The organism is Arthrobacter sp. FW306-07-I (assembly GCF_021800405.1).
Classification (GTDB): Bacteria; Actinomycetota; Actinomycetes; order Actinomycetales; family Micrococcaceae; genus Arthrobacter.
Genome location: NZ_CP084550.1, coordinates 4093814 through 4120807, shown reverse-complemented (window position 1 = coordinate 4120807; position 26994 = coordinate 4093814). Strand labels below are relative to the sequence as shown.

Below are 26994 nucleotides of genomic sequence, written 5' to 3'. Positions count from 1 at the left end.
CGGCCCACCCGCCGTAGCACACCGACACACAGCGCAACGTTCAGCGCCACGCCCGTAACCTGTTTAAATGCCTCGTTTTGCACTGGACATCGAGTCCGTCCCCCGTCCCGCCCGGTCCCAGGAGCTGCTGGACGCCGTGAACCACCGGGTGGTCATTGCCGACGGCGCCATGGGCACCATGCTGCAGGGCCGGGACCTCTCGCTCGAGGAAGACTTCCAGAACCTCGAGGGCTGCAACGAGATCCTCAACGACACCCGCCCGGACGTCATCGCGGACATCCACGACGCCTACTTCGCCACCGGCATCGACGCCGTGGAGACCAACACCTTCGGCGCCAACTGGTCCAACCTCTCCGACTACGGCATCGATGACCGCATCGAGGAGTTGGCAAGAAAGGGCGCACAAATCGCCCGCGAACGCGCGGAAGCGGCAGAAGAAACAGACGGCCGCGTGCGCTGGGTCCTCGGCTCCATGGGCCCGGGCACCAAGCTCCCCAGCCTGGGCCACACCAGCTACGACTACCTCAAGCAGACCTTCGCCCTGCAGGCCGAGGGCCTCATCGACGGGGGAGCGGACGCCTTCCTCATCGAAACCAGCCAGGACCTCCTGCAGACCAAAGCCGCGGTCAACGGCTGTAAGCAGGCCATCGTCTCCAAGGGCATCCGCCTCCCCATCTTCGTCGAAGTGACCGTCGAAACCACCGGAACCATGCTCATGGGCTCCGAAATCGGCGCCGCACTCACCGCCCTGGAACCGCTCGGCGTCGACGCGATCGGCCTGAACTGCGCCACCGGCCCGGACGAGATGAGCGAACACCTCCGCCACCTCGCCAAGCAGTCCTCCGTGGCCATCGCCTGCATGCCTAACGCCGGCCTGCCCATCCTCGGCGCCAATGGCGCGCACTACCCGCTCACCCCCACCGAACTCGCCACCGCGCACGAACAGTTCGTGCGCGAATTCGGTCTGGGCCTGGTGGGCGGCTGCTGCGGTACGACGCCGGAGCACATGGCCGCCGTCGTCGAACGTTTGGCGCCCTTCCGCGCCAAAGCCGTGGACACTAAAGCAGATAACGCGCCGGCCCGCGTCCCCGAAGAGCGCGAGGCCGGCGTCGCCTCCCTCTACCAGCACGTGAACTTCGACCAGGAATCCGCCTACCTGGCCATCGGTGAGCGCACCAACGCCAACGGCTCCAAGGCCTTCCGCCAGGCCATGCTCGAAGAGCGCTGGGACGACTGCGTGGACATCGCCCGCGAACAGATCCGCGTCGGTGCTCACCTGCTGGACGTCTGTGTGGACTACGTGGGCCGCGACGGCGTGGCGGACGTCAAGGAGATTGTCTCCCGGTTCGCGTCCGCCTCCACCCTCCCGCTGGTCATCGACTCCACCGAACCTCCCGTCCTCAAAGCCGGCCTGGAACTCATCGGCGGCCGCCCGGTGGTCAACTCCGTCAACTACGAGGACGGCGACGGCCCCAACAGCCGGTTCGCGCGCATCATGCCGCTCGTGAAGGAGCACGGCACCGCCGTCATCGCCCTGACCATCGACGAACACGGCCAGGCCCGCACCACCGACGGCAAGGTGGCCATCGCCTCCCGCCTGATCGACTCCCTGGTGGGTGAATGGGGCATGCGTGTCGAGGACATCATCGTCGACTGCCTCACCTTCCCTGTCGCCACCGGCCAGGAGGAGACTCGCCGCGACGGCATCGAAACCATCGAGGCCATCCGCCAGATCACCGCCAAGTACCCCGGCATCAACACCACGCTCGGCGTCTCCAACGTCTCCTTCGGCCTCAACCCGGCCGCACGTATCGTCCTGAACTCCGTGTTCCTGCATGAGGCTGTCCAGGCCGGCCTCACCAGCGGCATCATCGACGCCGCCAAGATCGTCCCGCTCGCCTCCCTCCCGGAGGAGCAGCGCAAGGTGGCCCTGGACCTGGTCTGGGACCGCCGCGAATACGATGCCGACGGCAACACCACCTACGATCCGCTCGCCATCATGCTGGACATGTTCGCCGGCGTCGACACCGCAGCCCTCAAGGACCAGCGCGCCGCCGAACTCGCCGCGCTGCCCACGGGCGCACGCCTGGAACGGCGCATCATCGACGGCGAAGGCAAGGGCCTCGAAGCAGACCTGGACCTGGCCCGCAGCGAGGGCATGACCCCGCTGGGCATCATCAACGACCACCTGCTTGAAGGCATGAAGGTGGTGGGCGAACGCTTCGGCGCCGGCGAGATGCAGCTGCCGTTCGTGCTCCAGTCCGCCGAGGTGATGAAGAACGCCGTTGCCCTGCTCGAGCCGCACATGGAGAAGTCCGATTCCTCCGGCAAGGGCACCATGGTGATCGCCACCGTCCGCGGCGACGTGCACGACATCGGCAAGAACCTGGTGGACATCATCCTCACCAACAACGGCTACAAGGTCATCAACATCGGCATCAAGCAGGGCATCGCGGAGATCATCGCCGCCGCCGAGCAGCATAACGCCGACGTCATTGGCATGTCCGGGCTGCTGGTGAAATCCACCGTGGTGATGAAGGAAAACCTCGCAGAGCTCCAGTCGCGCGGCCTGGCCAAGAAGTGGCCGGTCATCCTGGGCGGCGCAGCCCTCACCCGCGCCTACGTGGAGCAGGACCTGGCTGAGCAGTTCGACGGCGTGGTCCGCTACGCCAAGGACGCCTTCGAGGGCCTCTCCCTCATGGAGCCCCTGGTCCGCGTGGCCCGCGGCGAGTCCCCGGACGACGTCGGCCTGCCGCCTTTGAAGAAGCGCATCCACAAGGGCGGCGCGAAGTTCACCATCACCGAGCCGGAAGCCATGCCCGGCCGCTCCGACGTGGCCACCGACAACCCCGTGCCCGTGCCGCCGTTCTGGGGCACGCGCATCGTCCGCGGCGTCTCGCTCCACGACTACTCAGCGTTCCTCGACGAGCGTGCCACCTTCATGGGCCAGTGGGGTCTCAAGCCCGGCCGCGGCGAGGACGTCGCCTCCTACGAGGAACTCGTGGAACGCGAAGGCCGGCCGCGCCTGCGCTACTGGCTGGACCGCATCCTGGGCGAGGGCATGCTGGACGCCTCCGTCGCGTACGGCTACTTCCCGGTGGTCTCCGAGGGCGAACAGGTAGTGGTGCTGCACCACGGCGAGGATCCCGACGGCGTCCTGGGGCAGGCCGGCCTGCTCGCCCCGGACGGTGGTTCAGGCGGCCCGATCGGCACCGACCGCCTGCGCTTCGACTTCCCGCGCCAGCGCCGCGACCGGCACCTGTGCCTGGCGGACTTTGTGAAGTCACGGGAGTCTGGCCAGATCGACGTGCTCCCGGTGCAGCTGGTCACCGCCGGCTCGAAGATCGAGGAGTTCACCTCCAAGATGTTCGCGGCCAACCAGTACCGCGACTACTACGAGCTCAACGGCCTGGTCATGCAGCTCACCGAGGCGCTCGCAGAGTTCTGGCACGCCCGCATCCGTAAGGAGCTGGGCTTCGGGTCCGAGGAGCCGAAGGACACGGCGGGGTATTTCAAGCTTGACTACCGTGGTGCCCGGTTCTCCTTGGGCTACCCCGCCTGCCCTGACATGGAGGATCGCCGCAAGGTCACCGAGCTGCTGAAGCCCGAGCGCATGGGCGTCATCCTGAGCGACGAGCTCATGCTGCACCCGGAACAGTCCACCGACGCGTTCGTGTTCCACCACCCGGAGGCCAAGTACTTCAAGGTGTGAGCAGGACCGGTTCCCGGATCGGCACGACTGTCACTCCGGGACCCGCCTCCCTGTCATTCCCCGCCCGGGAGGGAGGTGCCCGGCAGCGTGGCCAGCTGGGTCAACGAACCGCCGCGGTCCAGGCTGAGGATGAGGTCCAGGTCCAGCCGGTCCAGGAACGCGTCATCGTGACTGACCACAATCACGGCGCCCCGATACGCAGCGAGGGCCTCCACCAACTGGTCCACGCTGCGGATATCCAGGTTGTTGGTGGGCTCGTCCAGGATCAGCACCTGGGCGGGCGGGTCCGCGAACAGCAGCGTGGCCAGGGAAACCCGGAACCGTTCACCGCCGGAGAGCGTCCGCACCGGCCGGTTCACGCTGTCCCCGCGCAAAAGGAACCGTGCCAACCGGTTCCGGATATCACCGGAAGGCACCGCCGCTGCGGCGTCCTGGACGTTTTCGAGCGTGGTGGCTTCTTCCCTGAGCCCATCGAGCCGCTGGCGCAGGTACCCGGCCCGGTCCGTGAGCAGGCTGCCGCCGGCTTCACCGTCGGTGCACGGAAGGCAACCGGCCAGCCTCTCCAGGAGCGTGGTCTTTCCGGTTCCGTTCGGGCCAATGATCGCCACCCGTTCGGGGCCCTGCACCACGTAGGAGCGGTCGGTGCCCCACAGCTCGGCGATCCGCCGGCTGCGCGGGACCTGCGGGTCGGGAAGATCCACCGATATCCGTTCCTCCTCGCGCACCCGGAAAGCAGCGGCGTCCAAGGCATCCTGGGCCGCCTGCACCCTGGAATCCATTCCGGAGCGCATTTTTCCTGCCGCCACCTGGGCGTCGGAGGCCCGTTGGTTCATCAGGATTTTGGACCCCTTCTTGTTCTCGTAGCTCTTCCGGCCTGCCCTGGCCCGGCTTGCCAGCTTTGTATCCGCCTCCTGCTTCTGGCGCTTTTCCTTCTTCACCTGCTGTTCGGCAGCCCGCGTGGCCTGCATCGCGGCAGCCTGCTGATCATCCAGGTAATCCCGCCATTTGCTGTAGGGTCCGCCGAATACCGTCAGCCCTCCCTCATAAAGCTCTGCCGTTTCGTCCATCAGCTCCAGCAGTGCCAGGTCGTGGCTGACCACCAGCAGGCTTCCCGGCCAATCACCCAGCATCCGGCCAAGTGCCGAACGGGCATCCCGGTCCAGGTTGTTGGTCGGTTCATCCAGCAGCGTGATGGGAGTCCGCCGGATCCGCAGCCCGCTGATGGCGGCCAGCATCGCCTCCCCGCCGGACAACTCACCCACGCTCCGGTCAAGCCCGGCCCCGGAGAGCCCGATATCCTGCAGCGCTTCACCAGCGCGGGCTTCGATGTCCCAGTCGTCACCGAGGACGTCGAAGTGCTCCACTGCGGCATCTCCGGATTCGATGGCGCGCAGGGCGGTGACCTTGTCCTTGATTCCGAGCAGTTTCATCAGCGTGGCATCGCGGCGCAGCGTCAGGGTCTGAGGCAGGTAGCCAACGTCGCCTCCTGTGGAGATGGTGCCGGCGGTTGGCGCGAACGTCCCTGCTATCAGGCGCAGCAGGGTGGATTTTCCGGAACCGTTGGTTCCCACCAGCCCGGTTTTTCCCGGCCCGAAACTGCCGGAGATCCCGGACAGCGCCGGTGAGCCGTCCGGCCACTGGAAATGGACGTCCGTGAGGACGACGGATGGAGTATGTGATGTAGGCATGGTGCTCCCAATAGAAGATGCCGGGCGGCCGGGCCGCGGTTCGCCAAAAAGGTCAGGTGTGGAACGCGCGGGAAGTCCTACGGGGGACGGGCTGCCACGGAAGCCGGCCAGGGCGCGCGGGGATAAGCACCAGGCTGTGCAGGGTGGCGGGAAATCAGTGCAGGGCAAAGAACGCCATGGATTGGCATCGGGCTCCGGGTGGTTTCAGCGGTAAAAGCGCTGAGATCCACCGGCCCTTAGGGCGTCAGGGAAGTGTCAGCGCGCGGACTGCGTCGCGAAACCTGAAATGCCCGTCAAAAGATTGCCTCACACTGGGGAACAGAGGACATCAGTGTCACAAATTCAGTACCGGAAGGCAACCCGTCAGCACCGGTGGGCGTCGGCCGATTCCCTGGGCACCGATTCGCCCTGCCCGGCGTGCCGGGACCGTCCGCTGGTAGTGGGCGTAGCTCCGGACACCGGCTTCACCCGCCGCAGCGAGGCGAGCACGGCCCGGCCCACCACCGCGACGCCGATGACGGTGGTGACGGCGCGCAGGGTATCCCAGCCCGCCGTCGACGTCAGCAGCGAGTACAGCAGGAAGCTGCTGAGGTTGGTGGCCAGCGGCGCACCCGGAACGTACGAGATGCCGGTGCCGGCGCCCACCGCGAAGGGCCAGAACCACAGGTTCAGCAGCAGCCCAAACAGGTAGGACGCCACCACGCCGTACGCCGCGAGCATCCACAGCTCGGCCCGGCCGCGAACCCGCTTGGGGAGCAGACCGGCCCCGGCGCCCACCCACGCGCAGGCGAAAATCTGGAACGGCGTCCACGGCCCGATCCCGCCCCACAGCGCACTGGAGACGGCAATCGTGGCGGCTCCGAGCAGCAGCCCGAACCGCGCACCGAACGCACGGCCGGCCAGGATCAACAGGATGAACACCGCCTCCACGCCGCCGACGCCGGTGCTCGCCACCCGCACGGCGGAACCGACGGCAGCCAGCACGCCGAGCAGCGCCACCGTATGTGCCGAGCGCACCGATCCGTCCAGCGAAAGCACGACGGCGACCGCGGCCACGGGTGCGATGGCCAGGGCGATGTAGGGGGTTGCGGCGGCAGCGTCCTGCGGGAGTGCCGCGGCAAGCAGCGGCCAGCAGAACGCCGCAAGGGCGGCCAGGTTGGCAACGGCGAGGACAGCAAGCTCGGCGCCGCGCGGCATCCGGATCCGGTGGGGCTTCGTGGCACACGCGACGTCTGCCTGTTCAGCGGTGGACACCCCCGCCTGTGCGCTGGCAAGAGCAGGACGGGGCGACGGGAGATAGGGTGCCGGAGCAGCGACAGGTTCCAGAGATGGGGCCACGCCATCGCGCATCGGGAGGATCCGGGCGCCCAGGCTGTGGGCGAAGTCGAGGTCGTGCGTGGCGATCAGGACCGCCGCGCCTTCCGCTGCCGCGGTGCGCAGGGCCGTCGCCACTGCAGTCCGTGCGGCCGGATCGAGCCCGCGCGTGGGTTCGTCGATGAGCAGCACATCGGGGTCATCCATGGTCTGCAGGGCGATGGCCAGGATCCTGCGCTCGCCGGCGGAGAGGTCCCGCGGATGCCCGTTCCCGACCGGAATGCTGCTGCCTCCCCGCAGCCGGGACAGCCGTGCCGCCGCGGTACCGGCAGTAACCGCTGTGCCCTTGTTCCGCCGCGCCTGCCGCCGCTCCGCCGACCGCAGCTCGCCCGTTACCGTGTCCCTGGTGAAGAGGTCGTCCGACGCGTCCGGCACCAGGGCGACCCGGCCGCTGTCGGACGTTGCGCCGGTACCTTCACCCAGGGCCAGCGCCACCAGCAGGGACGACTTCCCGGCCCCGTTCGGTCCCACCACTGCCACGATCTCGCCGTGGTGCAGGGCCAGCGAGGCGTCGCGGACCAGCGGTCCGCCCTTCCGGCGCACCTCGAGATGGGTTGCCGTCAGCACGGGGGTGCGGGCGTGGTCCGGGGCGGCCGCCGGCCAGGATTCGGCGGGAGCGGCGGGGGCGGGTGCGGTGCCCGGGACGAGCGCGCCGCCCTCGATGGCCCACCACGAATCGGCAATTGGCGCCAGCGCCGCGGCGCGGTGCTCGGCGACGATGACGCACACGCCGTCGTTGGCCAGGGCACGAAGGACGCCGATGACGTGTGCACGGGCGGTGGCATCAAGGTCGGCGAGGGGCTCATCCACCAGGAGCAGCTGCGGGTTATCCACGACGGCGGCCGCGATGGCCACCAGCGTGGCCTCACCGGCCGAGAGGGTGCTGACGTCCCGGTCCAGCAGGCCGGAGACTCCTATCCGGTGCGCCACCTCCCGTACCCGGTCCCTCGCAGCAGCGGAGGGCACGCCACGGAGCTCGAGGGCCAGGGCGATGTCGTCTCGGACGCGGGTGGTGGCAAAGGCAGCGCGCGGATTCTGCAGGACGACGCCCACCAAGCCGGCCGTGTCGCGCGGGGGAGCGGAGGCCCGGTCCGTCCCGGCAATTCGTACCGTGCCGGACACGCTCCCGCCGTCCACGTGCGAAAGGAGGCCTGCAATGCCGCGCAGAATGGTGGACTTGCCAGAGCCCGTGGGCCCGGTGATCACCGCGACGGACCCGGCCGACGGGGCAAACGAATCAACCCGGATGCACGTGTCAGCGATGCGGAACTGCGCGTCGCGCACCAGAAGGGGAGCGCCGTCGTCGTGATGTCCTTGGCGGGATGCCCGGCTCCCGAACCCGCGCAGCTCTAGGGCCGCGGCAACCCGGCCCGCGTGCTCCAGGGTCCGCTCGAGGATCGGCACCAGGGCGCGCGGTCCGAACTTTTCGCCCCGGAGCCGGAAGGCCAGGCGGACCGAGGCGACGGCGTCGGAAAGGGCGGGTAGCGCAGCCCACGCGACAACCAGCATCCGGGCAACGCCCTGCAGGGGGCCGCCGCGGGCCAGCTTCACGAAGCCGCGGGACACATCCACCCAGGCATTGAGCAGGCCAAAAGCTAGGATGGTCAGCGCGATCGGCAGCGCGGACAGAAAAGCCTGCCAGAGCCCGGGCCCGGTCACCGGACCGAGGAACACCACGTGGGCGTACGGGGCGGGAAGCCGCAGCGGCGGGAGATTGAGCAGGACCGGACTGCCGGTTCCGGCTCCGTTAAAGAGGACGCGATAGACGACCCGCGCCGCGATGAACACAGCGGCGAGAACTGCCGCTGCGCGCAACGGCGCGGGCCGGAAGGTCATGACGCAGGTGCTGCCGGTTCGTTGTCCACGGTGTAGAGCAGTTCAAGGCTCTCACCGGGGCTGAGCTTGAGGCTGTCCAGGCCTTCCTGCGCGTAAGCCCACGTGCCGGCGGCGGGCTTCACCCAGAGGGCCCAATAAGAGACCGTGTTTTTGTCATCGCACGCTTCGCGGGTAGTGCCACCCTTGTGCTTGATGTCGAAGTCCGCAGCGGGCACGCCGTTGACGCGGCACGCGAAGCTCGTGGGGTACTTGGCGGTGCCTTCGATCTTCACGTCGGCTTTGCCCAGCACGTCCGATGCCACGGTGGGTCCATCCACGGACACGCAGGTGGAGGTGTCGGCGGCGGCCTGCTTCAGGGCGCCGGAATCGACGATGACCTTCACGCCGGCGCAGGGGCCGGCGGAGGTTGAAGCAGCGCTGGCGCTGGATGAAGCGGACGAGGAGGAAGCCGGGGCGGAGGAACTTGGCTGGTTGGCCGCCGGGGTGGAGCAGGCGGCGAGGGTAAGCAGGAGGCCAGCGGCGGCGATGGAGCTCGCGGCGGCGGTGCGGATCTTAGTCAATGTCACCTGTCAAGGGTAGGGCGTTGCCGGTCCGGAGCCGATGGCGGTTCCGTTGTGTGACGCCGGTTCTCAACATGGCAGGCGGGCACCACGCACAAAGGTCGACGGCGGCACTCAAGCTTGGGTTCTAGTGGTCGTTGCAACACCCCTTAGTTTTGGGAGTTGCAACGACCATGTCGTCTTTAAGCGAGGGCAGGACCCCTCGACGGAGCTATACCTCCGGGGAAAGGGAAGGGTTCTTCCGGGCACTGGCAAGCGCGGGGAGTGTTGCTCTTGCCGCGGCTGAGCTCGGGCTTAAACCGTCGGCGTGCTACCGGTGGCTGCGTGAGGCGGGAATATCTGCCGGCACCATAAATGGCGGGAATGTCCGTGGGGCGAGAGTAACCCCGGAGGTGAAGGCAGCGTTCTTCAAGGCTTTGGCGCGTACCGGTAGCACTACGGTTGCCGCTGCCGAACTGGGGTTGAGCCGTCAAACTTGTTACAAGTGGACCCAGAAGGCCGGGCTTGCGCGGAAACGCACGGAAGGCCCCAGCCGTGAGGATTTCCGCAAGCTCCGCGAAGCTGGAATGACACGCCGGGAGGCTGCCAAAGAACTGGGCATTAACCGGTGCACGGCCCAGGAATGGGACAACGGGGTCAGAAGGACACGGAACGGGCGAATCTACCGTGATGGCCGCCGGGTCGATTACACCAGTGGTGTGATGACACTGACCACCGACGAAGCGATCACCGATTCTGGCGCGTTTCCCGCACTTGCGGCCTTGGAGAAACCACTGGATGCCAGATTCCTGACTTTGCAGGACCGGGAACGGATTGCTGACCTCCGCGCTGCCGGCACACCGGTCCGGAAGATCGCCAGGGAGCTGGGCCGGTCCGCCTCGACCATCAGCCGGGAACTGGCCAGGAACAGTGTCAACGATGGGAAGTATTACGCCTATGCAGCCCAACGTGCCGCGACCGCCCGGCGGCCCCGGCCCAAGGACAGCAAGCTGGTCACTCACCACCGGTTACGAAAGTATGTGAAGAAGAAGCTGCTTCGGCGCTGGTCACCGGAACAGATCAGCAACAAGCTGATCAGGAAGTTTCCCAACGACCCGGAGATGCGCGTGAGCCCAGAAACGATCTATCAGGCCCTCTACTTCCAGGCCCGCGGAGGACTCAAACGTGAAGTCCAGGCAGCTCTGCGCACCGGCCGGACGCGCCGTAAGCCTCACAAGGACCCCCAGCAGCGGCAGCCCCGCTTCGCTGACCCTATGGTGATGATCTCCGAACGCCCACCCGAAGTTGAAGACCGCGCCGTTCCAGGACACTGGGAAGGAGACCTGATCACCGGGGCAAGCAACCAGTCCGCCATCGCCACCCTCGTTGAACGCACCACCAGATACGTCATGCTCGTCCATCTGCCCGGAGACCACACCGCCGAAACCGTCCGTGATGGCCTCATCGCCACGATGAAGACACTCCCCGAACACCTCCGAGGCTCCCTGACCTGGGACCAGGGCGCGGAAATGGCAGCCCACAAATCCTTCACCATGGCCACGGACATGCAGGTCTACTTCTGCGACCCCGCCAGCCCCTGGCAACGCGGCTCCAACGAAAACACCAATGGCTTGCTGCGCCAATACTTCGAAAAAGGCACGGACCTATCCATCTATGGCCCCGAAGACCTCGAACACGTCGCCCAAGAACTCAACAGCCGACCACGCAAAACGCTCGGCTGGGACACCCCAGCCGAGCGTCTGCGTGATCTACTAATGACCACATAACACCAGCAGTGTTGCAACGACCCCTAGAAACCGCCAAGCGAGTGCCGCCGTCGACCTTTATTGATGTGGTGTTGCTAGCCTTCGGTTGCCAGGACCGCGTTGGCCGGCGCCACTTCCTCCGCTGCGTCATACCGAGGGTCATTGGACGACGGATGGGCGGACACGGCTGCGGCGTGCTCGGCCAGCACGCCGGTCTGGTGCCGGATCTTCAGGCGGTAGAGCAGGGCCCCGCCGACAACCACGGCAGCCACGAACATCACCCCGCCCCACTGCAGGTACCACTCGAACGGCGGCACCGAGTTGTAGATCTCCGGTCGCGGCCAGACCAGGTTGATGGTCATGGCGGCACCCCACAGGACGGCCAGGATGTTCACGGGCAGCCCCCACTTGCCCATGCAGAACCCGGGCTCGGAACCGTCATCCAGGATGGGCCACTTCCTGGCGAACCGCTTGCGCAGCAGGGGCACCGTGACCAGGAGGTAGGACAGGTAGATCAGCACGATGCTGATGCTGGACAGGATGGTGAAGATGGCCGGTTGCATGACGTTGACCAGCAGCGGGATGACCGCCATGATGCCGATGACGATCGCGGCGACCGTGGGGGTCCTGCGGACCGGGTCCACCTTGCTGAGCTGCCGGCTGAAAGGCAGGTTGTTGTCGCGGGCCATGGCGAACATCATGCGGATGGCGGCGGCGTGCACGGCCAGGGTGCAGACCACCACGGCCACCACGATGCAGGCCAGGAAGGCCTTGCCGAAGGGTCCACCCAGGACGGAGAGCACGATGTGCTGCAGCCCGCCGTCGGGAGATCCCACTTGGGGGTCCGCGAGGTCCGGGGCGGCCAGGATGCCGAACAGCAGGATTAGCCCGCCGAGCACGAAGGACGCCGTGACAGCCCGCAGGATGGCCTTGGGTGCGGTCTTCTTGGGGTCCTTGGTTTCCTCGCCGAGGGAGCTGGCGGTGTCGAAGCCGTACATGACGTAGCCGGAGGCCATGGCGCCGATCAGGAAGACGCCGAAGAAGCCAAGGTCGTTGCCTTCACCGAAGCCGTTGGTCTGGAAGAAGACCTCGGGTCCGCGCACCACGTGCCAGCCGAGGGCGAGGACCAGCAGCACGGCGGCGATGAGCTCCACGAAGACGCCGATGCTGTTGATCCGGGTCATCAGCTTCACACCGAACGCGTTGATCAGCGTGGAGATGGTGATCATGATGGTGGCCAGCACCACGCCGTTCATGGCGAAGTCGTAGGGGCCGGTGCCGTCACCGACGAACTGGAAGCCCTCCCATAGCTGGGGGAGGGTGATCTGCAGGGCCAGGGCCACGGAGCCCAGGGCCATGATGGAGGACAACAGCAGCAGCCAGCCGGCCAGCCAGGAGGAGGTTCCGGAGGCGAGCCGCTTGGCCCAGTTGTAGACGGAGCCGGCAACCGGGTAACGGCCCGCCAACTCGGCGAAACACAGGGCCACCATCAGCTGGCCGACGAACACGATGGGCCAGGACCAGGCGTACGCCGGGCCGGCCATGGAAAAGCCGAAGTAAAACAGTTGGAAAACGCCGGTGAGGATGGAGATGTAGCTGACACCCGCGGCGAAGCTGGCGAACTTGCCGATGCTTCGGTCCAAGGTCTGGGTGTAGCCGAATTCGTCCATGCCGCTTGAATCAATACTCTTGCTGGGTTCCAATATGGACTCCTAGATCAGAAAAGCACGATGGGCCGGCCGCCCTGGGGTGCGGCGGATATTGCTTGGTGGAGGGGCCCGCATTGTTGGGATGTGCGGGCCCCGTTCAGGCCTGCCGCTCAGGCCAGGGACGTGGTGAGCTCCTTCTCTTCCAGGGCGTCGGCGCCGGCGTAATCAGCCTTGATCAGGGCGGCACAGCGCTCGCCGATCATCATGACGGTGATGTTGGGGTTGACGGTGACGTGTTCGGGCATGACGGACGCGTCGGCGACCCGGAGGCCGGTGACGCCTTTGACCCGCAGCCGGGAATCCAAAGGTGACATCCCGTCGTCGTCCGCTCCCATGCGGACGGTGCCCACCGGGTGGTACACGGTGTTGTGGGTCTTGCGGATGTAGTCCTGAAGCTCCTCGTCGGTCTGCGCCTCGACGCCGGGTGAGAGTTCGCGGCCGGTCCATTCCGCCATGGCGGGCTGGGCGGCGATTTCGCGGGCCTTGCGGATGCCTGCCACCATGACGCGCATGTCGTGGCCCCCGGGGTCGGTGAAGTAGCGCGGGTCCACCATGGGCTTGTCGCGGAAGTCGCGGCTGCGCAGCCGGACCGTCCCGCGGGAGCGGGCGTGCGTGACGTTGGGGGTGAGGCTGAAGCCGTTCTCCGTGGTGGGGTAGCCGTGCCGCAGGGTGTTCATGTCGAACGGGACGGACCCGTAATGCATCATCAGGTCGGGGCGGTCCAGGCCGTCCTCCGTGGGAGTGAAGATGCCGATCTCCCACCACTGGGTGGAGGTCTGAACCATGGGCTGTTTGGCCTCGAACTGCACCACGCCTTCCGGGTGGTCCTGCAGGTGCTCGCCTACGCCGGGGGAGTCCACCAGGACCTCGATGCCGTGCTGGGCGAGGTGCGCGGCCGGGCCGATGCCGGAGAGCATGAGCAGTTTGGGGGAGTCGATGGCGCCGGTGGACAGGACCACCTCGCGGTGCGCGGTGAGGCGGTGGGTGCGGCCGAAGGCGGAATCCACCACGTCCACACCGGTGCAGCGCTTGTCCGCGTCGAACACCAGCTGGCGGGCGCGCAGGCCGGTCAGCAGGGTGAAGTTGGGGCGGTCGATGATGGGATGGATGTAGGAGACGGAGCTGGAGGCGCGGGTGCCGTCAGCACGGCGGTTGATCTGGAAGAAGTTGGCGCCGTTGACCACGGTGGTTCCGGTGTTGAATTTGGCGCGGGGGATGCCCGACTGCTCGCACGCATCGAGAAGCGCGACGCCGGCAGGATCCGCCGGGGGCACGTTCATCAGGTGAACGGGGCCTGAGTCCCCATGGTGGGGTGCGTCCGGTCCGGCGTCCTCGTTGGTTTCCAGCCGCTGGTACAGGGGCCAGGCGGCGTCGGCGTTCCAGCCGGTGGCGCCGTACTTGGCTTCCCACTCGTCCAGGTCCTCCCTCGGTGCCCAGAAGGCGATGCAGGAGTTGTGGCTGGAGCAGCCGCCCATCACTTTGGCGCGGGCGTGCCGCATGAACGAGTTGCCGTTTTCCTGCGGCTCGATGGGGTAGTCCCAGTCGTAACCGGATTCCAGCAGCTCCATCCAGCGGTCCAGCTGCAGGATCTCGGGGATGTTCCGGTCATCCGGGCCTGCCTCCACGAGGGCCACGGTCACGTCCGGGTCCTCGCTCAGCCGGGCGGCCACGGCGGCACCCGCGGACCCGCCGCCGATGACGACGTAATCGAAACCGCGTTGGGTGGCGTCGTCGATGTTGTCGAAGTGCATCTAGTTCTCCTTGCCGTGGTCAGCAAACCAGCCGGTGACCTGCGGGCTGGTGTTCTGGTAGATGTGCTTGGCTTCCTGGTATTCGGCCAGGCCCGTGGGGCCAAGCTCGCGGCCGACGCCGGACTGGCCGAAGCCGCCCCACTCGGCCTGGGGGAGGTAAGGGTGGTAGTCGTTGATCCAGATGGTGCCGTGCCGCAGCCGGGATGCCACGCGCTGCGCCTTGCCGGCGTCCTGCGTCCAGACCGCGCCGGCCAGGCCGTAGATGGTGTCGTTGGCAGTGGCGACGGCCTCGTCCTCGGTGCGGAATGTTTCCACGGTAACCACCGGGCCGAATGCCTCGTCGGTGACCACGGACATCCCGCGTTGCACCTGGTCCAGGATGGTCGGCTGGTAGTAGAACCCGGCGTCGTACTTCTCTCCCTGCGGCGCGGCGCCGCCGGTGCGCAGCCGTGCACCCTCCTGGATGCCGCGCTGGACGTAGGCGTGCACCTTGTCCCGGTGCGCGGCGGAAATAAGGGGGCCGGTTTCGGCGGCGTCATCGAAGGGGCCGCCGAGCTTGATGTCCTGGGCGCGGCGGACCAGCTCGTCCACGAAGCGTTCGGCGATGGATTCCTCCACCAGCAGCCGGGCCCCGGCGGAGCAGACCTGGCCGGAGTGGACGAACGCGCCGTTGAGGGCGTTGTCCACGGCGGCGTCGAAGTCGGCGTCGGCGAAGACCACGTTGGGGTTCTTGCCGCCAAGCTCCAGGGCCACCTTCTTGACGGTGCCGGCGGCGGCAGCGGCGATGCGCTTGCCGGTTTCCAGGCCGCCGGTGAAGGAGACGAGGTCGACGGCGGGGTGTTCCGAAAGCGGTGCGCCCGCCTCCGGGCCGGTGCCGGTGACGAGGTTGGCCACGCCGTCCGGCAGGCCGAGGTCCTGCAGCAGCTGCATGGCCAGGATGCTGGTGGACGGGGTGAGCTCGGAGGGCTTGAGGACGAAGGTGCAGCCGGCGGCGAGGGCCGGGGCGATCTTCCACGCGGCCTGGAGGAGGGGGTAGTTCCAGGGCGTGATGAGGCCGCAGACACCCACGGGTTCGTAGACGATCCTGCTCACGACGGCGGGGTCCCCGGCGTCCACCACGCGGCCCGCCTGCTGCCCGGCAAGCCTGCCGAAGTATTCGAAGCAGGCGGCGATGTCGTCCATATCGATGCGGCTTTCCACCATCCGCTTGCCGGTGTCCAGGGACTCAGCGCGGGCGAACTCTTCCCGGCGTTCGCGCAGCCCGGCGGCAACCTTCAGGAGGAAGGCGCCGCGCTCCGGTGCCGGAACGCCGGACCAGACGCCGGAGTCGAAGGCGGAGCGGGCGGCAGCGATGGCGCGTTCAGCGTCCGCCCGGCCGGCCTCGGAGACGATGGCCGCCAGTTCGCCGTCGGCCGGATTCCGGATTTCGCGTACAGCGCCGGAGGATGCCGGTTCCCACTTGCCGTTGATGAACAGGGTGGACGCTGTGTCGGTTTCGACGCCTGGAACAAGGTCCTGCGTTGATGTGGCGTAAGTCATACGGAGGACAGTAATGCACTTTGAACAAGTGTTCAATAGATTTCTTGAACACTTGTTCAATGCTGCTCATGCAGCTACGGTTGCCTTGCGGCCGGCGCTTTAGGCGTCGTCCGGCCCCGCGTTTTTAGTCTCTTTCGCCCCGGTCAGGATGGGGGATCGGCGCGAACGCGATCTCTTCCGTCCGCGTGATACTTCGTTGAATGGAGGCCTTGTCCACCCCGAGCAGCGCCGTCAGCCACATGCCGTTTTGGATGACCACGATGTCCGAAGCCCGCTCCCTGCACGCCAGCCAGGGCAGGTCGGGCTTGGCGCTGGACACCAGCGCGGCGAGCCCGTCGATGTACCGGTCAAAGGCGGCGGCGTTGATCTGCGCGTAATCTTCGTCGGCTTGGGCCAGGGCCCAAAGATGCAGGCGCAGGGACAGGTAGCGGGTGGTGAGCAGGTCGGCGGCTGCCACCCGCCGGAGCGCCTTCCGAAGCTGCTCATCGGGAGGCACCGACGGGTCCGGCGCAACGAGCAAGAGATCGTGTTCATCCACCCTGCCCAGGGCTGCCCGGATCAGGGTGGTCTTGTCATCAAAGTAGTAGTTGACCAGGCCCAGCGCCACGCCGGCTTCGCGCGCCACTGCCCGCATACTGACGCCCGAAATACCGTGCCGGGACAGCAGGTCCATTGCTGCGTCAAGGATGCGCGATTGCCTGTCAGTCTGTTCGCCCGAGTTCACGGCACTGGTCCCCATCTGGCCAGACTATTGCCTAACACTGCACCTGCCTAACCATGGAGCGGCGTACTTGCCGGCCTGTCGATTGATGTTTGAAGCCTTCTTCTGCCGGGCAGGGTACTGGTACACCCGGGATTTATCAGTACAGCTTGGAGAAAGATGGAAAGCGCAAGCCTCGTTGCCCTCTTGTTTGCGGGCGCCATCCGCGCCGGCGGGAGCGCACTGCCACACGCCCCACAGGTCATCGCGAAGCCCGGGTGGAAGCGGCGGGCGTGGTTGGCGTTCCGGAGCAGGACAGCAACTTTCCTGCACCGGCTGGCCTGGCGGTTGAACCGGACCCGCGCTGACACGGAAGAATCCCCGCCGGGTTCTGTGGCACGCGCCCGTTCCCGCCTCACGGCTGGGCGTGGTCCGCGCGCTCCAGCAGGCGGGACACCCCGTAGCCGATGACCAGGCCCCAGAAGGCTGCATGGATGTTGAAGAGGTTCATGCCGGAGATGGTCACCACGAACGTCACCAGCGAGCCCAGGGTGAAGCTGGTGGCGAAGGCCGCGACGAAGGCCTGCTGGAGGGCCCGCAGCATCGCGATGCCGCCCAACGCCAGCACAAACTCCTTGGGCGCGGCGAGCATCAGCCGGGTCAGAGTGGGAGCAAAAGCAGCGAACACCAGGGCCAGCAGGCCATACGCCACGGCGGCCGTGTATTGGCGCTCCCGCTTCCCGGACGAGGTCAACAGGGCGTTGGTGGGGCCTGTGACGCAGGCCGAAACGGCGCCGAAGCCGGCGTTCAGCACCGAAAAAGCGCCGGAGGCAATGGCGAAGGCATTCACGGGCGGCTGATGGCCGGCGGCACGGAGGACTGCGATGCCCTGGCCATTTTGAACGAACAGGACGGTGAGGGCCAGCGGAACCACCAGCTCGAGCTGGGCAGCCCACGTAAATTCAGGGGCAGTGAAAACCGGGGTGGCCACGAGCGGTCCGCCGGGCGGAAGGTTGAACTGGCCGCTGGCCGCTACGGCGATGCAGCCCGCCACCAGTGTGCCCAGGACCGGCGGCAGGAACCTGCCAAGCATGGGAACTGCGGTAAGGACCAGGAACGCGGCCACCATCGGAGCAGCCACGGCCGGGTTGTCCTGGGTTGCGGCGACGATGTCTGTGCCGAACTTCAGGAACACCGCAGCCACCATGGCCATTACGAGCGGCATGGGCACCAGCGCCATGGCTTTGCGCACCACCCCGGTGGCGCCCAGGGCTAGGATCAGCACGCCGGAGGTGAAGAAGGCCCCGACGACTTCGGGGAAGGCCAGGTGCTGAAGGGACGGCCCCAGGAGCACCGTGCCAGGGATGGACCACGCGAAGCCCAGGGGCTGCCGGTAAATGAGCGACATCAGCAGGGTCGCCGCGCCGCCCGAGAAAAGGATGCCAAAAACCCAGGACGACAGTTGGCCCTGGGTCAGGCCGCCGGCCGTCCCGACGGCCAGGGTGACGGCGATGGGTCCGGACGCCGCGAAGATGAGCCCGATTGCCCCGTTGGAGACGTACGACAGGCCCAGGTCGCGAAGAACCCGGCGCGGACCTGCGGGCCTGACCCCTGGGCGCTCCAACAGGGGTTCCGGCGCCGGCGGGGCTGACCCGGCGGATGTGGCGGCCGGGTCGGGGCGGGTATGGCTCATCGGAACTCCTGGCTGGCGCGGAAAAACCGGAGGCGCTCCGAAGCATCAGCTCCGGAGCGCCTCCGTGCGGGGGTATCTCCCAGTTTGCGTGCTACTTCTTCTGGCCCTGCTTTGCCAGGACGTAGTCATAAACTACTTCCTCGCCCTTTCCGTCGGAACGGGGGCGGGGGTCCAGCATCAGTTCAGGCTTCACCGCCGAGGCGATGTCGTCCGCGTTGTGGGGGTCGCCGGGGAAGTACAGCTGCTGCGTGACCGGCTCGTAGCCCGGCGCGGACACCTTGATGTGGATGTGCGCCGGACGCCAGGCGTGCCAGCCCGCGGCGTTGATCAGCTGTCCGCAGGCGCCGTCCGTGGGGATCTGGTAGGGCGCCGGACGCATGGTGTTGATCTCGAACCGGCCGTCGTCCGAGGCCTTGACGGTGGCCCGGAAGAGCCACTCGGGCATGCCCGGGGCGTACTGGGAGTAGAAACCGGCGGCGTCCGCGTGCCAGATCTCCACCTGGGCACCCTGGATGGGGTTGCCGTCGGTGTCGGTGAACTGGCCGGTGAACCGCAGCGGGGTGCCCTCTTCGTCGTCGCGCATTTCCACGGTGGCAGGCGTCTGGAGTTCCGGGGAGTTGGGGACGTAGTAGGGGCCCTCGATGGTGCCCACGGTGCCGGGTCGGTCCTGGGAGTTCACGTCCTCAACGGTGTGTTCAAGCCAGACGTCGAGGAACAGCGGCCATTCACCGTCCGTGCCCACCTTGATCAGCCATGCTTTAAGGGCGTTGTATTCCTCATAGGTGACCTGGTGCTCCACGACGATGTCGTTGGCGGCCTTGATCAGTGCGCCGGCCAGCAGGCTCACCCGTTCCTTGGATACATCCACCCGGGAGAGCTTGCCTGACGCGGCGAAGCGTTCGGTTGCCTTGGAGCCTGCTTCGACGGCGGTGCCTTCGTTTTCCGTGCGGCTGTCCGTTGGGGTCTGGGTCATGACGATGTCCACCTTCTTCATTGAATGGGACAGGAAGGGCTCCTGCTCCCCACGCGGGCTGCTGGGCGGAACGTTCCACCTGCCCTGCTCGGCACCGCGTGATCTCGGTCTCAATCGTAGGGCCGCAGATAAGGACGCTACAAATATCAACTAGGCGTCTTTTGAGTCATTATCAGTACATAAAGACACCCTTGGTGGAACCTAGGTATTTGCCTGATGTGAGGCCAATCACGAGCGGTAAGAATTGCTGGATAACGTCCGCCGCCGAAGCCTCTTCCCGAGTGGACCTCCGCCCGTCCGTCCAGCAATCTCCAATGAAGGAGCACGCCATGACCGAGAACCTGATCCATGCCCGCGAGGTCCTTGCCGACGCCTTGATCGACGACCGCGAGAACGGCGTCATCCGGGCCAAGCGCGAGATCTTCACCGACCAGGAGATCTTCGAACTCGAGATGAAGCACATATTCGAAGGCAACTGGGTGTACCTCGCCCACGAGTCGCAGATCCCCAACGTGGGCGACTACTTCACCACCTACATCGGCCGTACCCCCGTGATGATCACCCGGGACAAGGACGGGAAGCTCAACTGCCTGGTCAACGCCTGTTCGCACCGCGGCGCCATGCTGTGCCGCCGCAAGACGGACAACCGCACCACCTTCACCTGCCCGTTCCACGGCTGGACCTTCAAGAACTCCGGCGAGCTGCTCAAGGTCAAGGACTCCCGGAACGCCGGCTACCCCGAGACCTTCAACAAGGAAGGCTCGCACGACCTCACCAAGGTGGCCCGCTTTGAGTCCTACCGCGGCTTCCTGTTCGGCTCCCTGAAGGCCGACGTGCTCCCGCTCGAGGAGCACCTGGGCGATGCCACCAAGGTCATCGACTCGATCGTTGACCAGTCGCCCGAAGGCCTGGAAGTGCTGCGCGGTTCCTCCACCTACACCTACGACGGCAACTGGAAGGTCCAGGCCGAGAACGGCGCGGACGGCTACCACGTCACCGCAGTGCACTGGAACTACGCAGCCACCACGGCCCGCCGCAGCGCCGGTGACTCCGCCAACAAGACCAAGGCCATGGACGCCGGCAAGTGGGGCAAAGTCAAGGGCGGGTTCTACTCCTACGACCACGGGCACCTGCTGCTGTGGCAGGAATGGACCAACCCCCAGGACCGCCCGTTGTGGGACCGCCGCGACGAGCTTGTGGCCAAGTACGGCGAGGAGATGGCGAACTTCATGATCAACATCTCGCGCAACCTCTGCCTGTACCCGAACGTCTACATCATGGACCAGTTCTCCTCCCAGATCCGCCACTTCCGGCCCATCTCCGCGGACCAGACCGAGGTGACCATCTACTGCATCGCCCCCAAGGGCGAGTCCCAGGAGAACCGTTCCAAGCGCATCCGCCAGTACGAGGACTTCTTCAACGCCACGGGCATGGCCACGCCGGACGACCTGGAGGAATTCCGCTCCTGCAACAAGACCTACTGGGCCACCAGCGCCCCGTGGAACGACATGACCCGCGGCTCCGCCCACGAGATCAGCGGCCCGGATGAGCAGGCACAGGCCCTGGGCATGACCCGGGTGATCGCCTCCGGCATGCGCACCGAAGACGAAGGGCTCTACCCCATCCAGCACGGGTACTGGAAGGAAGTCATGGACCGGGCCCTGGCGGAGGAAGAGGAGCGTTCCGCCCCGGAATCCGTTCCCGTCTCCGCCTGAGAGCCCGCCCGAACCACAGAGAGCGCACAACCCATGACCAACCTGACCCACACCGCCCCGGCCCTGAAGACCACGGAGGAGATCGCAACCCTCGAAACCGTCCGCGCGTTCCTCTACCGGGAAGCCCGCCTGCTGGATGACCGACAGTTCGACGAATGGCTGGAGTGCTACCACCCGGACTCCGAATTCTGGATGCCGGCCTGGGACGTGGACGACCAGCTGACGCAGGACCCCCAGAACGAGATCTCCCTGATCTACTACGACAACCGCGGCGGCATCGAGGACCGGGTGTTCCGGATCAAGACCGACAGGTCCTCGGCCACCTCCCTCCCGGAGCCCCGCACGGGCCACAACATCACGGACGTCGAGGTGCTGGCGAACGACGGCGCCACAGTGGACGTGCGCTTCAACTGGTTCACCCTCTACTTCCGCTACAACACGACGGACACCTACTTCGGCACCAGCTACTACACCCTGGACCTTTCAGGTCCGCAGCCGGTGATCCTGAAGAAGAAGGTGGTCCTGAAGAACGACTACATCCACCACGTGGTGGACGTCTACATGATCTGACCTGCCAGCAGCCGGCGCCCGGGACCTGCGGGCGCCGCACGGCATTTTCCACCCTGTGCCCACCGGGCACGCCATAACTTTTTCCGGACCGCGATGGCGCGCCCGGACAGTCAGGAGGACCCCATGGGCCACAAAGTAGCCCTCAGCTTCGAGGACGGCGTCACCAAAGTCATCAAGGTCGGCGACTATGAGACCGTCATGGACGCCGCCTACAAGGCACGCATCAACATTCCATCGGACTGCCGGGACGGCGCCTGCGGCACCTGCAAGGCCTTCTGCGATTCCGGTTCCTTCGACCCGGGCGACTTCATCGACGACGCCATGACGGAGGACGAACTCGAAAAGGGCTACCTGCTCACCTGCCAGGCCGTGCCGGAGTCTGACCTCGCCATCCAGATCCCGGCAACGTCCGAATCGGCGAAGACGGCAGCCGCATCCTTCACCTCCACCATCAAGGAACTCAACCGGCACACGGACACCACCGTGTCCTTCACCCTTGAGGTGGACAACCGCGACGCGCTGGCCTTCCTCCCCGGACAGTACGTCAACCTCAAAGTTCCCGGCACCGACGCCGAGCGCTCCTACTCCTTCAGCAGCGGCCCCGAGGTCCAGGACGCATCCTTCATGGTCCGCGTGACCCCGCAGGGCGTCATGTCCGAGTACCTCCGCGACCGCGCCGCCGTGGGTGACACCATCAACTTCACCGGCCCCTACGGATCGTTCTTCCTGCGCGAGCCCAAGCGGCCCCTGCTGCTCCTGGCCGGCGGCACCGGCCTGGCCCCGCTGCTGTCCATCCTGGAAAAGCTCGCCGAAAACCCGCCCTCCACGCCGGTCCACCTGATCTACGGGCTCACCCGCGAGGCCGACATCGTGGGCCTGGACTGGCTGCGCGCCTATGAAGCGAAACTGCCCGGCTTCACCTGGGACTACATCGCCTCCGAGCCCGGCACCTCCGCCCCGCACACGGGCTACGTCACCCAGATCATCGAACCGAAGCACCTCAACGACGGCGACGTGGACATCTACCTCTGCGGCCCGCCGCCCATGGTCAACGCAGTCTCCAAATGGCTGGACACCGAAGGCATCAAGCCCGCCAACTTCTACTTCGAACGGTTCGCGCCGAAGGAAACCACCGGAGGCGACGCCGAAACGGGTGCCCCGGCTCCGGTTGAGAAAATCCAGGCCGATGGCGACACCATGAGCCGCAGCGAGGCCGTGTCCTCGCTGGAGACCGGCAGGCTGGACTTCCGCAAGGAGGACAGCTTCGCCCAGTTGGATGCCCGCATGGGCCTGGAGCTTGCCGTCAGCGAACTGCTGCTGGGGCGGCTCAGCCAGGAGCAGCTGCGCCAGTTCCGCCGCCTGGCCGAAGCCACCACCGGTTCGGTGCAGGCCGGAAACATCACCGATCCCGACGCGTTTGCACGCACCAACGAGGAATTCCACGAGTACCTCTTCACGATCTGCGACAACCCGATGCTCCTGGAGTCCTACCGCCGCCTGGACGTCCACGCCCAGATGGCCGCGGCCTTCGAAGCCGGCACACCGATCTTCGAGCGCGTCACGCAGGACCACCTCGACGTCGTCGACGCCTTTGAACGCGGGGACAAAGCCCGGCTGCGCGAAGTCATCATGGCCCACGCCCAGGATGCCAAGGGCACCATGGTCGGTGCCATCGACGCCAAGGCGGCCCACTGATGGCCGCGCCGTATGCCGGGCAATACGTGACGCCGGGCAGGTTCGGCGGCAAGGTCGCCGTCGTCACCGGTGCCGCCCAGGGGATCGGCCAGAAGGTGGCCGAACGCATCGGCGCCGAGGGCGGCGCCGTGGTCCTGGTGGACCGCGCGGACCTGGTCCACGACGTTGCCCGTGGCATCGGGGAAGACGCCAAGGCGTCGGGTTCGGACGGCTCGGCGACGTCCGTCACCGCGGACCTGGAGACCTTCGCCGGCGCCACCCAGGCCATCAAGGCAGCCCTGGCCGCCCACGGGCGGGTGGACGTCCTGGTCAACAACGTGGGCGGCACCATCTGGGCCCGGCCCTACCAGGAGTACGACGAGGACAAGATCGAGAAGGAAATCCGCCGTTCCCTCTTCCCCACGCTCTGGACCTGCCGGGCAGTCCTGCCGGCCATGATGGAGCAGGGCTCCGGCACGATCGTGAACGTCTCCTCCGTAGCCACCCGCGGAATGCACCGGGTGCCCTATGCCGCGGCGAAAGGTGGCGTGAACGCCCTGACCCAGTCACTGGCCATGGAGGTTGCCGGGCACGGCATCCGCGTGGTGGCCACCGCCCCGGGCGGCACGGAAGCCCCGCCGCGCAGGGTCAAGCGCGGGCCGGACGCCGAATCCGCCACCGAGAAGGACTGGTACCAGACCATCGTTGACCAGACGGTGGAGTCATCGTTCATGAAGCGCTACGGCACCCTGGATGAGCAGGCAGCGCCCATCGTGTTCCTTGCCTCGGACGAGGCCTCCTACCTCACCGGCAGCATCCTCCCTGTGGCCGGCGGCGACCTGGGCTAGTGCATCCGGTGGATGCGCGCAATGGGGGCGCCCAGGCCGCTCCGGTAGGATGGCGGCCATGACGGCGGGCTCCACCCAGGGCGAGATGGCGGAGGGCTTCCCGCTGGCGGGCCGGGCCGCGGCGTTCGAGCAGCTGCTGGAAATCCTCCGCACCGTCCGCAAGGGCAAGGTGGGAACCGTGGTCCTCTCCGGACCGTCCGGGTCCGGCAAAACCGCGCTCCTGGAACTCTTCCTTGACCACTGCCGGACGGCCGCCCGCGGCGTCCGCGTCCTGTCCGCCATGGGGGACGACTGGGAGGCGCAGTTCGCCCTGGCCGGCTACTCCCAGCTCATGCGGACCCTGCCGCTCCGGACGGCTAAGGATTACGACGGCGGCCCGGCCGTGGCGCCGGGGCCCGTGGCCTCCCTGACCCCCGACCAGGTGATCAACTACGCCTCCACCCTCAGCACCCATCTCGAAGGCCTGCAGACGCACGGCAGCGTGGTGGTCGCCGTCGACGACGTCCACAAGCTCGATGAGGAGAGCCTGCGTGTCCTCACCTTCGTCATGCGCAGGCTGCACGACAAGCGGGTCCTGTTCCTGCTGACACTGAACCCTGGTGACGCGTCCCGCGTCCCCGCCGGTGTCCTCGACTTCCTCACCGGCCACCAGGTGGTCCGTATTCCACTGGAACCGCTCACGCCGCAGCAGGTCCAGGACGTGGCCCGGGGCCTGTTCGGCCTGGACCTCAGCGCGACGGCGGCCCACGGCCTGGTGACGCACACCGGCGGGATTGCCCAGTCCATCGTGGAGCTGCTCCGCGAGCTGCCGCCGGAAACGTGGCAGTCGTGGTTCCCGTCCCTGCCGCCCACCTCCCGGGTGCGCGCCAGGGTCCGCAGCGTCCTGGCCGCCGCGTCCCCCGCCTTGGTCGCCGCCGCGGAGGCCGCAGCTGTGCTCGGCCCCGGCGCCGGCCTGGCTGAGGTGGCCAGGGTGGGCGGCCTGGAATCCGTCTTGCCGGCACTCGATGAGGGACACCGTGCGGGGCTCCTGGGACTGTCCGTGGACCAGTCCCGCTCCGCCGTCGCCTTCCTGGAACCCGGCACCGCGGAAGCCGTCTACGAACAGATCGTCCCCAGCCGGCGCATTGCCCTGCACCGGAAGGCCGCCGAGGCCGTCCAGTCCGAGGGCGAACAGTTGGGCCACCGGGTTGCCGCCACCCCGGCCGCAGACGAAACCCTGGCCGCGGAACTGGAAGACTTCGCCCGGCGGCAGGCCACGGTCGGGGCGTGGCAGGATGCCTCCACCGCGCTGTTCCCCGCCTCGCGGCTGTCCCCCAATATCCGCGCCCGCAACCTCCGGCTCCTGAAAGCCGTCGACGCCCTGGTCGGCTCCGGCAATGTGGCCCAGGCGCAGGCCTGGGCCGGGGCAGTGGATGCCCTGCCGCCGTCGCCCCTGCGCTCCTCGGTGCTTGGGTACCTGTCCACGGTGTCCGGCCAGAACGACAGCGCCCAAAGCCAACTGGAGATGGCCTGGCGGACCAGCAATCCGCAGCATGAACCCGCTGCCGCAGCACAGGTGGCCCAGCGTTTCGTCCTCCACGGGGTGGCCTCCTGGGACGGCCCGATGATCACCGGTTGGGCCGAACGAGCCATGGCTCTGACCGAGCCCGGAACACCGGCGCACATCGAGTCGGAAGCCATCTACGGCCTGGGCCTGTATGCCCAGGGCCGGATATCGGACGCCGAGGCCTCCTACCAGCGGGCCTCAGCCCAGGCGGCCGAGAATGCCCAGAAGCAACGGGTGCAGATGGGTGCCGGCTGGCTGGCCCTGCGCTTGGACAACGCCGAATCCGCGCTGGTGAATTTTGAGTCGGCCGCCCCCACGGAGTACCGCGGGGGATCGCTGCGGATCTCCCTGTGGGCCGAGGCCTGGCTGGCCCGCACCCACCTTGTGCTGGGCAACTGGGATGCGGCCGCCGCCACCATCTCCCGGGCCAGCGTCCGGCTGGAGACCTCGCGGATGCCGCTGATCCGGCCGCTGCTGTATTGGACGGCCGCCGAGCTGTGGTCCATGCGGGGCGACTGGGACCGCGCACGCTACTACGTCTCGCAGGCCGCGGTGCAGCCGGGAACCTACCGCGCCATGCAGGTCCCGGCCAGCCTGGCGCGCGCCCGCTTCCACGAGGCACGGGCGGACTACGAAAGTGCCCTGGCTGCCATGCAGCCGCTGGCGGAGCTGGACCCCTGGACTGATCAGCGGGTGTCCTTTTGGCCCTGGCAGGACACGTATGTCAACGCCCTGGTCATGACGGACAAGCTCGATGCCGCTGAGACGTTCCTGACCGCGTTCGAGCGAGTGCACCGCGAACGGGAAGTCCCCTCGGACCTGGCCCGCGTGGCGTGGGCGCGGGGGCGGCTGCTGGCCGCGCAGGGCGACCCGGACACGGCAAGGGAGTACTTCGAGGCGGCGCTGGGGCACCTTCGCGGGCTCAACCGCCCTTATCTGCGTGCGCGGATAAGTTTCGCGTTCGGGCAAAGCATGCGCCGGGCCGGAAAGCGGCGCCTGGCCTCATCGGTGCTGCGGGCGGCGCGGGATCTGTACGACACCCTTGGCGCGGCCACGTACGTGGAACGGTGCGACCGCGAGCTGAAGGCAACCGGCCTCGACGTGGGGAACCTGCCGGACCCGGCGGATCCCGTGCTCTCCTCGGTGGGCAGCCACCATCAACAGCTCACCGCCCAGGAACAGGCCGTCGCCGAACTGGTGGCTGCCGGGGCAACCAACAAGGAGGCGGCCCGGTCCCTGTTCCTGGCCGAAAAGACGGTGCAGTACCACCTGACGCGGCTGTACCGGAAGATGGGAATCCGGTCGCGCAGCGAACTTGCTGCCGCGTTCCGGGCCAGGGACTGACCCGGAACGCCGCGGGG

The 26994-nt window shown here is 67.2% G+C and carries 16 protein-coding genes and 1 pseudogene; 7 read left to right on the top strand and 10 right to left on the bottom strand.

What is annotated here, in order from left to right:
- Positions 1-67: 67 nt before the first annotated feature.
- A complete protein-coding gene (gene metH / locus LFT46_RS19135; protein WP_236820711.1) occupies positions 68-3712 on the top strand; it encodes a methionine synthase in 3645 nt (1214 codons plus the stop codon).
- A gap of 53 nt (positions 3713-3765) precedes the next feature.
- On the opposite strand, the gene LFT46_RS21390 is transcribed toward metH, so the two are convergent.
- From LFT46_RS21390 to LFT46_RS19120, 4 genes and pseudogenes are all read right to left on the bottom strand, one after another.
- Positions 3766-4491, bottom strand: a complete 726-nt coding sequence (locus tag LFT46_RS21390) for an ATP-binding cassette domain-containing protein (protein WP_442863698.1) — start codon at positions 4489-4491, stop codon at positions 3766-3768.
- Between the two features lie 447 nt (positions 4492-4938).
- A pseudogene (locus LFT46_RS21385) lies at positions 4939-5304 on the bottom strand (ATP-binding cassette domain-containing protein); the annotation flags it as partial.
- Between the two features lie 459 nt (positions 5305-5763).
- Complete coding sequence (locus tag LFT46_RS19125; protein WP_236820709.1) at positions 5764-8610, bottom strand: ATP-binding cassette domain-containing protein; 2847 nt, start codon at positions 8608-8610, stop codon at positions 5764-5766.
- Positions 8607-9176: a hypothetical protein gene (locus LFT46_RS19120; RefSeq protein WP_236820708.1), complete on the bottom strand. Its 570-nt coding sequence runs from the start codon at positions 9174-9176 to the stop codon at positions 8607-8609. Before LFT46_RS19120 ends, LFT46_RS19125 begins: the two co-directional genes overlap by 4 nt.
- Before the next feature lie 560 nt (positions 9177-9736).
- On the opposite strand from LFT46_RS19120, the gene LFT46_RS19115 reads away from it, so the two are divergent.
- Complete coding sequence (locus LFT46_RS19115; protein WP_442863690.1) at positions 9737-10936, top strand: IS30 family transposase; 1200 nt, start codon at positions 9737-9739, stop codon at positions 10934-10936.
- 74 nt (positions 10937-11010) lie between these two features.
- Here the strand turns inward: LFT46_RS19115 and LFT46_RS19110 are convergent, their stop codons facing one another.
- From LFT46_RS19110 to catA, 6 genes are all read right to left on the bottom strand, one after another.
- The gene (locus LFT46_RS19110) at positions 11011-12585 is read right to left on the bottom strand and encodes an APC family permease (protein ID WP_236822084.1); all 1575 of its coding nucleotides are present in this window, start codon (positions 12583-12585) and stop codon (positions 11011-11013) included.
- Positions 12586-12734: 149 nt separating this feature from the next.
- On the bottom strand, positions 12735-14375 hold the full coding sequence (locus tag LFT46_RS19105; protein WP_236820707.1) for a GMC family oxidoreductase: 1641 nt from the start codon (positions 14373-14375) through the stop codon (positions 12735-12737).
- Positions 14376-15914 carry an aldehyde dehydrogenase family protein gene (locus tag LFT46_RS19100; RefSeq protein WP_236820706.1) on the bottom strand — a complete coding sequence of 513 codons (1539 nt, stop codon included), beginning with the start codon at positions 15912-15914 and terminating at the stop codon, positions 14376-14378.
- Positions 15915-16038: 124 nt separating this feature from the next.
- Positions 16039-16653, bottom strand: coding sequence for a TetR/AcrR family transcriptional regulator (locus LFT46_RS19095; RefSeq protein WP_236820705.1), 615 nt, complete (start codon positions 16651-16653; stop codon positions 16039-16041).
- 376 nt (positions 16654-17029) lie between these two features.
- On the bottom strand, positions 17030-18307 hold the full coding sequence (locus LFT46_RS19090; protein ID WP_236820704.1) for a benzoate/H(+) symporter BenE family transporter: 1278 nt from the start codon (positions 18305-18307) through the stop codon (positions 17030-17032).
- 91 nt (positions 18308-18398) lie between these two features.
- The gene (gene catA / locus LFT46_RS19085; RefSeq protein ID WP_236820703.1) at positions 18399-19280 is read right to left on the bottom strand and encodes a catechol 1,2-dioxygenase; all 882 of its coding nucleotides are present in this window, start codon (positions 19278-19280) and stop codon (positions 18399-18401) included.
- 329 nt (positions 19281-19609) lie between these two features.
- Between catA and benA the strand changes: the two genes are divergently transcribed.
- From benA to LFT46_RS19060, 5 genes are all read left to right on the top strand, one after another.
- Positions 19610-20995, top strand: coding sequence for a benzoate 1,2-dioxygenase large subunit (gene benA, locus LFT46_RS19080; protein WP_236820702.1), 1386 nt, complete (start codon positions 19610-19612; stop codon positions 20993-20995).
- A gap of 33 nt (positions 20996-21028) precedes the next feature.
- Positions 21029-21565 carry a benzoate 1,2-dioxygenase small subunit gene (gene benB, locus LFT46_RS19075; protein ID WP_236820701.1) on the top strand — a complete coding sequence of 179 codons (537 nt, stop codon included), beginning with the start codon at positions 21029-21031 and terminating at the stop codon, positions 21563-21565.
- 123 nt (positions 21566-21688) lie between these two features.
- Positions 21689-23260 carry a benzoate 1,2-dioxygenase electron transfer component BenC gene (gene benC, locus LFT46_RS19070; protein ID WP_236820700.1) on the top strand — a complete coding sequence of 524 codons (1572 nt, stop codon included), beginning with the start codon at positions 21689-21691 and terminating at the stop codon, positions 23258-23260.
- Complete coding sequence (locus LFT46_RS19065) at positions 23260-24087, top strand: 1,6-dihydroxycyclohexa-2,4-diene-1-carboxylate dehydrogenase (protein ID WP_236820699.1); 828 nt, start codon at positions 23260-23262, stop codon at positions 24085-24087. Before benC ends, LFT46_RS19065 begins: the two co-directional genes overlap by 1 nt.
- Before the next feature lie 58 nt (positions 24088-24145).
- A complete protein-coding gene (locus LFT46_RS19060) occupies positions 24146-26977 on the top strand; it encodes an AAA family ATPase (RefSeq protein WP_236820698.1) in 2832 nt (943 codons plus the stop codon).
- Positions 26978-26994: the final 17 nt, after the last annotated feature.

Bases quoted from the DNA above. Each gene is read 5' to 3' on its own strand.
- metH (WP_236820711.1), top strand. From the start codon at position 68: ATGCCTCGTTTTGCACTGGACATCGAGTCCGTCCCCCGTCCCGCCCGG.
- LFT46_RS21390 (WP_442863698.1), bottom strand. From the start codon at position 4,491: ATGGATTCCAGGGTGCAGGCGGCCCAGGATGCCTTGGACGCCGCTGCT.
- LFT46_RS19125 (WP_236820709.1), bottom strand. From the start codon at position 8,610: ATGACCTTCCGGCCCGCGCCGTTGCGCGCAGCGGCAGTTCTCGCCGCT.
- LFT46_RS19115 (WP_442863690.1), top strand. From the start codon at position 9,737: ATGACACGCCGGGAGGCTGCCAAAGAACTGGGCATTAACCGGTGCACG.
- LFT46_RS19110 (WP_236822084.1), bottom strand. From the start codon at position 12,585: ATGGACGAATTCGGCTACACCCAGACCTTGGACCGAAGCATCGGCAAG.
- LFT46_RS19105 (WP_236820707.1), bottom strand. From the start codon at position 14,375: ATGCACTTCGACAACATCGACGACGCCACCCAACGCGGTTTCGATTAC.
- LFT46_RS19100 (WP_236820706.1), bottom strand. From the start codon at position 15,914: ATGACTTACGCCACATCAACGCAGGACCTTGTTCCAGGCGTCGAAACC.
- LFT46_RS19095 (WP_236820705.1), bottom strand. From the start codon at position 16,653: ATGGGGACCAGTGCCGTGAACTCGGGCGAACAGACTGACAGGCAATCG.
- LFT46_RS19090 (WP_236820704.1), bottom strand. From the start codon at position 18,307: ATGAGCCATACCCGCCCCGACCCGGCCGCCACATCCGCCGGGTCAGCC.
- catA (WP_236820703.1), bottom strand. From the start codon at position 19,280: ATGACCCAGACCCCAACGGACAGCCGCACGGAAAACGAAGGCACCGCC.
- benA (WP_236820702.1), top strand. From the start codon at position 19,610: ATGACCGAGAACCTGATCCATGCCCGCGAGGTCCTTGCCGACGCCTTG.
- benB (WP_236820701.1), top strand. From the start codon at position 21,029: ATGACCAACCTGACCCACACCGCCCCGGCCCTGAAGACCACGGAGGAG.
- benC (WP_236820700.1), top strand. From the start codon at position 21,689: ATGGGCCACAAAGTAGCCCTCAGCTTCGAGGACGGCGTCACCAAAGTC.
- LFT46_RS19065 (WP_236820699.1), top strand. From the start codon at position 23,260: ATGGCCGCGCCGTATGCCGGGCAATACGTGACGCCGGGCAGGTTCGGC.
- LFT46_RS19060 (WP_236820698.1), top strand. From the start codon at position 24,146: ATGACGGCGGGCTCCACCCAGGGCGAGATGGCGGAGGGCTTCCCGCTG.